General features: G+C 73.9%; 9 protein-coding genes. 4 read left to right on the top strand and 5 right to left on the bottom strand.

Annotated elements, in window-relative coordinates; genetic code table 11:
* Positions 1–105: 105 nt before the first annotated feature.
* From ACIBK9_RS51780 to ACIBK9_RS51770, 3 genes are all read right to left on the bottom strand, one after another.
* Positions 106–1,089: a BtrH N-terminal domain-containing protein gene (locus ACIBK9_RS51780; protein WP_397166825.1), complete on the bottom strand. Its 984-nt coding sequence runs from the start codon at positions 1,087–1,089 to the stop codon at positions 106–108.
* 62 nt (positions 1,090–1,151) lie between these two features.
* The gene (locus tag ACIBK9_RS51775) at positions 1,152–2,594 is read right to left on the bottom strand and encodes an MFS transporter (protein ID WP_397166823.1); all 1,443 of its coding nucleotides are present in this window, start codon (positions 2,592–2,594) and stop codon (positions 1,152–1,154) included.
* Between the two features lie 188 nt (positions 2,595–2,782).
* Positions 2,783–3,601: a S1 family peptidase gene (locus ACIBK9_RS51770; RefSeq protein ID WP_397166821.1), complete on the bottom strand. Its 819-nt coding sequence runs from the start codon at positions 3,599–3,601 to the stop codon at positions 2,783–2,785.
* Between the two features lie 191 nt (positions 3,602–3,792).
* On the opposite strand from ACIBK9_RS51770, the gene ACIBK9_RS51765 reads away from it, so the two are divergent.
* On the top strand, positions 3,793–4,857 hold the full coding sequence (locus ACIBK9_RS51765) for a serine hydrolase domain-containing protein (RefSeq protein WP_397166819.1): 1,065 nt from the start codon (positions 3,793–3,795) through the stop codon (positions 4,855–4,857).
* 28 nt (positions 4,858–4,885) lie between these two features.
* Complete coding sequence (locus ACIBK9_RS51760; protein ID WP_387670227.1) at positions 4,886–5,362, top strand: protein-tyrosine phosphatase family protein; 477 nt, start codon at positions 4,886–4,888, stop codon at positions 5,360–5,362.
* A 17-nt stretch (positions 5,363–5,379) separates the two neighbouring features.
* On the opposite strand, the gene ACIBK9_RS51755 is transcribed toward ACIBK9_RS51760, so the two are convergent.
* Complete coding sequence (locus ACIBK9_RS51755; protein WP_397166816.1) at positions 5,380–6,999, bottom strand: RecQ family ATP-dependent DNA helicase; 1,620 nt, start codon at positions 6,997–6,999, stop codon at positions 5,380–5,382.
* Positions 7,000–7,122: 123 nt separating this feature from the next.
* On the opposite strand from ACIBK9_RS51755, the gene ACIBK9_RS51750 reads away from it, so the two are divergent.
* Positions 7,123–7,572, top strand: a complete 450-nt coding sequence (locus ACIBK9_RS51750) for a DUF6789 family protein (RefSeq protein WP_397166815.1) — start codon at positions 7,123–7,125, stop codon at positions 7,570–7,572.
* Between the two features lie 13 nt (positions 7,573–7,585).
* Here ACIBK9_RS51750 and ACIBK9_RS51745 read toward each other — a convergent pair whose 3' ends face one another.
* Positions 7,586–8,059: a GNAT family N-acetyltransferase gene (locus tag ACIBK9_RS51745; RefSeq protein WP_397166813.1), complete on the bottom strand. Its 474-nt coding sequence runs from the start codon at positions 8,057–8,059 to the stop codon at positions 7,586–7,588.
* Positions 8,060–8,370: 311 nt separating this feature from the next.
* Here ACIBK9_RS51745 and ACIBK9_RS51740 point away from each other — a divergent pair.
* The coding region (locus ACIBK9_RS51740) for a CBM35 domain-containing protein (RefSeq protein WP_397166811.1) at positions 8,371–9,053 on the top strand (683 nt) is incomplete at its 3' end.

Raw genomic sequence — 9,053 nt, 5'->3', positions numbered from 1 at the left:
CGGTCAGAAGGGTGTTGAGGTCGTTCGTCACACATCGATCCTCGACACCCTTCGTCGTGCCTGCACTCCGAACGACTTAGGACTTACTCGTCTAGCGGCCCGCGGTCACAGCTCGCGCAGGGCCTGCATGGCCTCGCGCTCGATGCGCGCGAGGTCGTGCAGGACGGGCCCGGCCTGTTCCAGGTACGCCGCCTCGCGCCCCTCGCCGGCCTTGGCGATCAGGGCGGCCACGTCCGTCCACAGGGCGGCGGCCTCGGCGTAGAGGCGGTGGCCGACGCGCAGGCGGTCGTCGTCGACGAATCCGGCGCACTCGCCGAGGAAGTCCCGGTAGAGGGCGCGGAACAGGCCGCCGCCGGTGCCGCCCCTCTCCATGAGGAGGGCGGCCAGCGACAGGTCACGCGCGGGCTCGGCCACCCGGTCCAGCCACTTGGGCACCAGGCGGGCGGCCTTGTCGATGCCGCGGTGGCCCAGGTTGGCGATGGGCGCGGCGAGGAACGCCTCGGCGCACGCCCTGATCGCCGGGACGGCCCGCTCCCGCCAGGCGGGCGGGCCGCCCGGCAGGGTGAGGGTGAAGGACCGGTTCCTGGCGGTCATCGGGCCGCGTTCGGACCGCGCCGCCGCCAGGCTGTCCCGGCTCGTCCGCACCGCGCCGCCCTGTTGCGCGGTGTCCACCAGGTACGCCTGCCGCTCGTCGTAGCCGTACATCGCGACGACGTGGCCGCCGAAGTGCACCTTCGAGCCGAAGTAGTCCAGGTGGTGGCTGTCGAGCTGGAGGCCGACCGGCAGGCCGTCGTCGATGCGGGCGGCCACGTTCTCCCAGGCCCTGCGGGCCGAGCCGGTCTCGGCCACGTCCAGGGTCAGCCCCAGCCTGGCGGCCAGGTTCCTGGTGAGCTCGAACGGCTTGACCCGGCCGCCCAGGAACGGGACGTCCATGCCCTTGGCGTCCCAGTAGACGAAGGACAGGCCCGAGCCGAGCCCGAACAGCATGGGCTCGGACAGGTCGAGCCCCTGGTGGCGGAGCAGCACCCCCAGCGCCGTCGTCTCGCAGTGCTCCATGCCGCGAGCCTCGATGCCTTCCACGATGGTCATGCGTCGCTCTCCTCTGGCCGGTTCGATCATCGGGCGCGGGGCCGCCGGCCGGTCCGGCCCCGTCAGGCAGCCTGCGGCCTCCCACGGGGGGAGAGTCCATCGTCCCGCTCCCGCCGCGCAGCCCGGTGGGCGGTGAGGGCGCCGGTCGCGCAGAGGGCCGCGAAGCCGAACAGCACGTACCGGGCCGAGTCGAGCATGGAGGCGCCGCCGAGGTTGACCAGGATGCCGGCGACCGCCGTGCCGAACGCGACGGACAGGCTGGTCACGGTGGCGATCGCCGCGGCCGCCCGGCCGCCTTCGGCCGGGTCCGGCGTGCCGGTCAGCACGGCCACGGACAGGTGCGGGTAGGCCAGGCCGATCCCCGCGCCGGCCGCGAACAGCACCGGCACCCAGACCAGCACCAGCCATCCCGGCGGGTCCGTACGCTGCACCAGCCCCTGGACGAGCAGACCGGCCGCGAGCAGCAGCGGGCCGGCCACCCGCAGCCGCCGCACCGCGCGCCGCCCGGCCACCGACGAGCTGCCGATCTGGGTCGCCGACCAGCCGAACGAGACGGCCGCGGCGAAGAACCCGGCCACCAGCGGCGGCAGCCCGGCCAGCCGCTGCGCGAACAGCGGCAGGAACGACTCGACCGCGACGCCGAAGGTCAGCACCCCGATTGTCAGGTAGACCCACTTCAGCGGCGAACCCGGCCGGTAGGTCTCCGCCGGGAGGACCCTGTGCTCGCTGCGCCGCTCGTGGACGACGAACCCCACGGCCGCCAGCAGCGCCACCGCGAGGACGGCGGTCTTGGCGAGCGTGCCGGCGACCACCGCCGCCACGCTCACCGCCCCCGCGACCGCCGTCACCAGCAGCGACGAGCCCACCGGCACCCGCACCCGCCCGGCACCGCCGTCGCGCGGCGCGTCGCCCCGGCCGCGCAGGGCCCGCGGGACGACCAGGCCGCAGCCGGCCCCGATCACCGCCATCGCCGCGAACGCCGGCCGCCACGCCCCGAACTGCGCGAACAGCCCGCCGAGCGCGGGTCCGGCGAAGTTGCCGACGCCGTACATGGCCGACATGAGCGCGGTGCCGCGCGTCCAGAGCCGGGCCGGCAGGGCCGACCGGACGACGGCGAACCCGAGCCCCGACAGCAGCCCGGCGCCGAGCCCCTGCACCCCGCGCGAGACCAGCAGCACCGCCATCGCCGGGCTCGCCGCGCAGGCCAGCGAGCCCGCGGTGAACGTGGCGAACCCGGCGAGGTAGGAGCCGACGGTCCCCCACGCCGACAGCGACCGGGCGGTGAGCATGGTGGCGATCACCATGGCGACCAGGTAGACCGTCATGTTCCAGGCGTAGAAGCTCGCCCCGCCGAGCTCGGCCACCGCGGTCGGCAGCAGCCCGGCCGCCAGGTAGATGTTGATCGCGCCGGCGAGCACTCCCCCGGCCGGCACGACGGCTGCCCCGAGATGCTCTCGTCCCAGCAGCTCCCGCCAGGTGGCGGGGACGTCCTGCGCGCGGCTCATCCGCGTGCCTGCGCCGTGCGGGCGGGCGGGGGCGGTGGCGGGACCGGCGTCCCGTGCGCGGGCTCGGTTTCGGTTCTCATGACTTCAAGGCTGTCGTTGAACCGCTCCCGGAAGCTTCGCGCCGGGTGCGGCGGGCGGCGCTGGGCCGCCGGGCGGCGCGCCCTCAACCGCCGGTGCAGCCCCGCCGGTCAGCTGTAGGCGCGGATCGTCCGGTCGAGCCACTCCGCGTACGCCGGCACGCTGGTGTACAGACCGGGGCCTTCCGCGCAGGACGGGCTCTTGGCGCCGGGCCCCGAGGTGACCCCGATGAGCTCCCATCGGCCGTTCCTGCCCCGCTGCAGCTGCGGGGAGCCGGAGTCGCCGTTGCACGCCATGGCCTTGGGCACCCGGCTGACCGTGCACAGGCGGGTGCCGCTCGCGTATCCGGGCCCGCACTCGGACGGGGCGCCTCGGCGCGTGTCGAGCTGGTTGAGCCGCGGGGACATCTTCCAGTCGGCCGGGTCGGGCTTGGACTCGGTGACGCCGAAGCCGATGATCCGGGTCGGGGTGCCGGGCCGTCCCGGCCGCGCGGCGATCGGCACGGGCTTGTGGGTGACCGGACGGTCGAGGCGGACCAGGGCGATGTCGTTCCTGTTGGGCGTGTTCTGGGAGTAGCGGGGGTGGAGCACGGCCTGGGCGATCTCGCGCACCTCCCCGCCGGACTTGCGCAGGTCGCTGCCGACCCGGACGGTTCCCTTCGGGATCGACCCGACCTCCATGTCCAGGCAATGGGCCGCGGTCACCACCCACTGCGGCGCGATGAGCGCCGCCCCGCACACGCCGTCCGTCAGCCCCAGGGCCGGGGCCTTGATCGGGATCGAGGCCATGAACGGGTACGCCTCCGTGGCCTTCCCGCCGTTGACGATCGCTCCGGCGCCGCCGGCGGTGACGGCGAGACAGGCCGCGCCCGCCACGGCGACGACGGCGGAACGGCCCAGGACACGACCCAGCGATTTACGACTAAACAACAGCTTTATCCATTTCAGTGCGTGATTACGATGAAAACACGCTATCTGCGAAGAATTCGCCCGCATCAGTACGCCAGCACGCCAACCCGCGGTAGGGACAACCCCCCTCCCGACGGGCTGCGGTTTTCCGCAGCAGGACTGGGCGGAGCACCGCATTCCGCCGTACGGCCGATCTTCCTAACGTTGACCGCATGATGCAGACGATGATGAACGTGCTGGTGGCGGCGACGATGGCGGCGGGCGCGCCGGGCGCCGGAGTGGGCAAGGAGCTGGCCGGGATCGTGGCGGGACAGGGCGCGACGGCGGCCCTCGCCCGGGTCACCGACGAGCGCGGCACCTGGACGGGCTCGGCGGGCGTGCGCGACGTCGAGCGCGGCGGACGCCCCTCGCCGGGCGGCTACTTCCGGATCGGCAGCGTGACCAAGACCTTCGTCGCCACCGTGGTGCTCCAGCTCGTGGACGAGGGGAAGCTGAAGCTGGACGACCCGATCGGCGACCACCTGCCCGGCCTGGTCCCCGGCGGCGACCGGATCACGGTCCGCGGCCTCCTCGACCACACCAGCCACCTGTACGACTACATGAGCGAGCCCGGCTACTCCACCAACCGCTGGCGCGGCGAGGCCCGCTTCCGCTCCTACCGGCCGGGCGAGCTGCTCAAGGTGGCCTTCGCCAAGAAGCTCCCCGACGACGGCAAGTGGCACTACTCCAACACCAACTACGTGGTGCTCGGCCTGCTGGTGGAGAAGCTGACCGGCCGCACGTACGGCGAGGAGGTCGCCCGCCGGATCCTGCGCCCGCTGGGCCTGCGCCACACGCTGGTCCCCGGCGACCGGGCGGGCCTGCCGTCCCCCCACGCCAAGGGGTACGAGCCGATGCCCGGCCTCGTGGACGCCACCCGGATGAACCCCTCGCTGGACTGGGCCGCGGGAGAGATGATCTCGACCGCCGCGGACCTGGAGCGGTTCATGTCCGCCCTGCTGGGCGGCAGGCTCACCAGCGCCGCGTCCCTGAAGGCCATGCGCACGACCGTCGAGACGGGCGCCGGGTTCCGCTACGGCCTCGGGCTGCAGGCGTACGCGCTGCCGTGCGGCACGGTGTGGGGGCACAGCGGGGAGCTGATCGGCTACCTGACGTTCGCGTTCCGCTCGGACTCCGGCAAGTCGCTGACCCTGTCGCTCAACCCCTCGACCAGGAACCCGTCCACGGCGGAGATCATGGGCATGGCCGTCAAGGTATTCTGCGGGACCGCGGGCTGAGCAGGCCCCGAGACCACGAGGAGGATCCGTGACGACTCCGACGGACGGCCCGACGGGCGAGCCGCCGCTCGCGGGCGCCTTCCGGCTCCCGGACGGCTCCTGGATCCGCGGCCGGGGCCTGCGCCACCCGCTGCCGGACGGCCCGGCGCCCGGCTTCGGCCTCTACCTGGGGTCGGCGCGACTCACCCGCCGCCACGAGGACGGGCTGCGCTGGCCGCACGCGTGGATCGAGTGGCCCGACTTCCTGCTGCCCCGCGACCGCGACGCGGCCGTGGAGCGGATCGGCGACCTGCACCGGCGGGCGCGGGCGGGCGAGGCGGTCGAGGTGGCGTGCGGGGGCGGCGTGGGCCGCACCGGCACGGTCGTCGCCTGCCTGGCCGTCCTGGCCGGTCTCGACCCGGCCGACGCCGTCGCCTGGACGCGCGAGCACCACCATCCCCGGGCGGTCGAGACCCCGTGGCAGCGCCGCTGGATCCTGCGCTTCCCGGGCCCGGCGCGGCGCTAGGCCGGTCCGCGTGTCCCTCAGCCGGTCCGGATCTCGGCGAGCAGGCCCTCTTCGAGGACCACGTCGAGCTGGAGCTCGCGGTATCCGGCGTCCTCGAACAGGACCGTCAGGCGGTCCTCGCCGCGCTGGATGACCTGGCCGGGCCCCCACGCGCGGTGTTCCACCCGGGCGTGCAGCGGGAAGGGGCCGCCCTCCGGGGACGCCTGCCCGGCGGTCCCGGCGCGGCAGGTGTCGCAGTTGCCGCAGTTGTCGGCGAGCTCCTCGCCGAAGTAGCCGAGCAGGAAACGCCGGCGGCAGTCGGTGGTCTCGGCGTAGCGGCGCATCATCTCCAGGCGGCTGCGGTCGACGTCCCGGCGGCGCTCGGCCAGCTCCCTGGCGCGGCTCGCCGCCGCCTGGGGGTCGAGGCCGGGCACGGGATCGACCTTGCGGGTGCCGAGGCGTACCGCGCCGGCTCTCTCCAGCAGGTCCAGCAGCGCCGTGAGGCGTCGCGCCGACAGTCCGGCGCGTTCGGCCAGGCCCTTGCGGTCGCTGCCGGGGCCGGACTCGGCGACCGCCTCGGCGACCCGCGCCAGCCGTTCCTCGTCGGGCGTCCCGCCGGTGAAGAACCGCTGCATCCCCAGGTCCTCGGGCCGGTAGAACAGCAGGGCGTCGGCCGGCTCGCCGTCCCGGCCCGCCCGGCCGATCTCCTGGTAGTACGCGTCCGGCGAACCGGGGATCTCGGCGTGCAGGACGAAACGCACGTCCGGTTTGTCGATGCCCATGCCGAAGGCGTTGGTCGCGACCACGACGTCCAGGTCACCGGCCATGAACCGGTCGTGCACCGCGTCCCGTTCGGCCCGGCGCAGCCCGGCGTGGTAGGCGGCGGCCCGTACGCCGGCCTCGGCCAGCAGCCCGCTCAGCCGTCCGGTCTGCCTGCGCGAGCTCGTGTAGACGATGCCGGGCTTCTTCGCCGCCGCGACGGTCGTGACGATGTCGCCGGCGGGGTCGTCGAGCGCCCGGCGCACCTCCAGCGAGATGTTGGGCCGGTCGAACCCCTGGACGATCTCCACCGGCGTCCGCATGCCCAGCCGCTCGGCGATCTCCGCCCGTACCGGCGGGGCGGCGGTCGCCGTCAGCGCCGCGACGACCGGACGGCCGAGCGCGTCGGCCACCGCGCCGAGCCGCAGGTAGTCGGGGCGGAAGTCGTGCCCCCAGGCCGAGACGCAGTGGGCCTCGTCCACCACCATGAGCGAGGGGGCCGCGGCGGCCAGCTCGCGCAGGACGTCGGGACGGACGAGCTGCTCGGGCGCGCAGAACAGGAACTCCGTCTCACCCGCCCGCAGCGCCTGGAACGTCTCCGCCCGCTCGGCGGCCCGCGTTCCCGCGTCCAGGCTGACGGCCTCCTCGTCGCGGTCGCGCAGGGCCTCGACCTGGTCGCGTTGCAGGGCGATGAGCGGCGAGACCACCAGGGTCGGGCCGCGCAGCAGCAGGGCCGGCACCTGGTAGATCGCCGACTTGCCGCTCCCGGTGGGCATCACCACCAGCGTGTCCCTGCCCTCGGCCAGGGCCGTCATCGCCCGGAGCTGGCCGGGCCGCAGGTCGGTCAGGCCGAGCGCCTGCCTGGCCACCCGCTCGCATTCCGCCGCCGTGTCGCCCATCCGGTCCTCTCTGGTCGGGAAGACCGTTCCTCCTGCCCTGCCGGCCGGCCGGCATGTCAGCCGACGGCCGTGATCCGGGTCATGGCCGGTTTCCGGCGTTCCGTCCCGGGCACCGGACTTCGCATGCGCAACCTCATGAAAGGCGCCGCGGGCGGCGCCGTGGCCACCGCGGCGATGAGCGTGGTGATGCTCGCCGGCAGCCGGGCGGGCCTGATGGAGGACCAGCCGCCGAAACGCATCGCGCGGGCGTTGCTGCCCGGCCACCGGCACCGCCCCAAGCCGGGCGAGGGCGTCGTGGGGGCGCTGGCCCACCTGGGGTTCGGCGTCACCGCCGGAGCCCTGTACGGCCTGCTCACCCGCGGGCGCCGCACCCCGTCCGCGCTGGGCGTCGGGTACGCGCTGACGATCTGGATCGCCAGTTACGAGGGCTGGATCCCGAGCCTGGACATCCTGCCGCCGGTCTCCCGCGACCGGCCCGGCCGTCCCGCGGTGATGGCCCTCGGGCACGTGGTCTACGGATCGGCCCTCGCGACGACCCTGAACCGGCTCAACGCCCGTACGGACCCCCGATGAGCGGGCGCGGCCGTCAGCGTGGCGGGAGCCGCAGCTCGAAGACGACGCGGTCGACGCCGGGGCCGTCGTAGTCCGGGACGGGCCCGGTGACCGTGAAGCCCATCGCGGCGTGGAAGGCGATGGACGCGCCGTTGACCGGGGAGGTGATCGCCCTGACCCGGTCGCGCCCGTCGGCCGTGGCGAGCGCGAAGAAGCGCAGGTAGAGGCGGCGGGCCAGGCCGCCGCCGCGCAGGCGCGGGGCGACGCCGACGAAGTGCACGTAGGCGAGGCCGGGCGTCGAGGGCGACAGGATCCCGATGAGGAACCCGGCCAGGCCGTCGTCGTCCTCGGCCACCAGGCTGGTGCGGTGGAAGTGGTCGAGGAACAGGCGCGGCAGCCCGGCGCTGATCGGCCGTCCCCACCAGTCGTCCAGCACGGCGACGATGCGGCCGTGGTCATCGGGCTCGGCCGGCCGCAGGCGCGGCTCCCCGGGGTCGTTCTGGTCCATGATCACATATCGTCCCGGCAGCACCGCGCGGCTGTCCAGCCGCCGGGGGTGAGCGTTGACGTCGGTTTCCGGGCCGCATGGCGCGGGGCTCCCGCCGAAGGGTGACGATCACAGGTCCGACCTCCCATCTGCTTCAGGCATACATCTCGCACGGATGTCTGTCCACGGCCGTCAGCACCTCCGACGTCTCCTCCGGGCCGAGTTAGTAAAGTTTCCTAAAGTTGGAGCGTTCCAAGATCGACAACTTGTTGACGGGTGTGACTCCCTGTGGGAACACGATGAAAAGCCGCTCACCCCCCAGGAGCCACCCGATGAACTCGTGGAAGCCCCGGTTATGCGTCCTCGCGCTGGTCGCGGGCGCGCTGGCCGTGCCCGCCGGCCCCGCCGACGCCGCCCCCACCAGGTACGAGGCCGAGAACGCGACGCTCTCGCAGGGAGCTGTCGAGTCCAACCACACCGGCTACTCCGGCAGCGGCTTCGTGAACGGCGACAACGTCGCTGGCTCCTACACGGAGTGGACCGTCAACGCGCCCGGCGCCGGAACCGCCACGCTGGCCCTGCGCTACGCCAACGGCACCACCGGCGACCGGCCCGCCGACCTCGCCGTCAACGGCTCGGTCGTGGCCGCCTCCCGCGCCTTCGCCCCCACCGCGAACTGGGACACCTGGGCCACGGTCACGCTGACCGCCCAGGTCAAGGCGGGCCCCAACACGATCAGGGCCACCGCCGCCACCGCCGGAGGCAACCCCAACTGGGACTACCTCGACGCCGACGTCCAGGTCAGCGGCTTCACCGACTACCAGGCCGAGACCGCCACGATCGCGCGGGGCGTCGTGGAGTCCAACCACGCCGGCTACACCGGCTCCGGCTTCGTCAACTACGACAACGCGACCGGCTCCTACGTCGAGTTCCAGGTCAGCGCGGCGGCCACCGGCCCGCAGAGCCTGACCTTCCGCTACGCCAACGGCACCACGATCGACCGGCCGCTGAGCAT

The organism is Nonomuraea sp. NPDC050227, from assembly GCF_044459705.1.
In the GTDB taxonomy this organism is placed as follows: domain Bacteria; phylum Actinomycetota; class Actinomycetes; order Streptosporangiales; family Streptosporangiaceae; genus Nonomuraea.
Note: the sequence above shows the minus strand (reverse complement) of the source record. Positions and strands in the feature narration are given on the sequence as shown.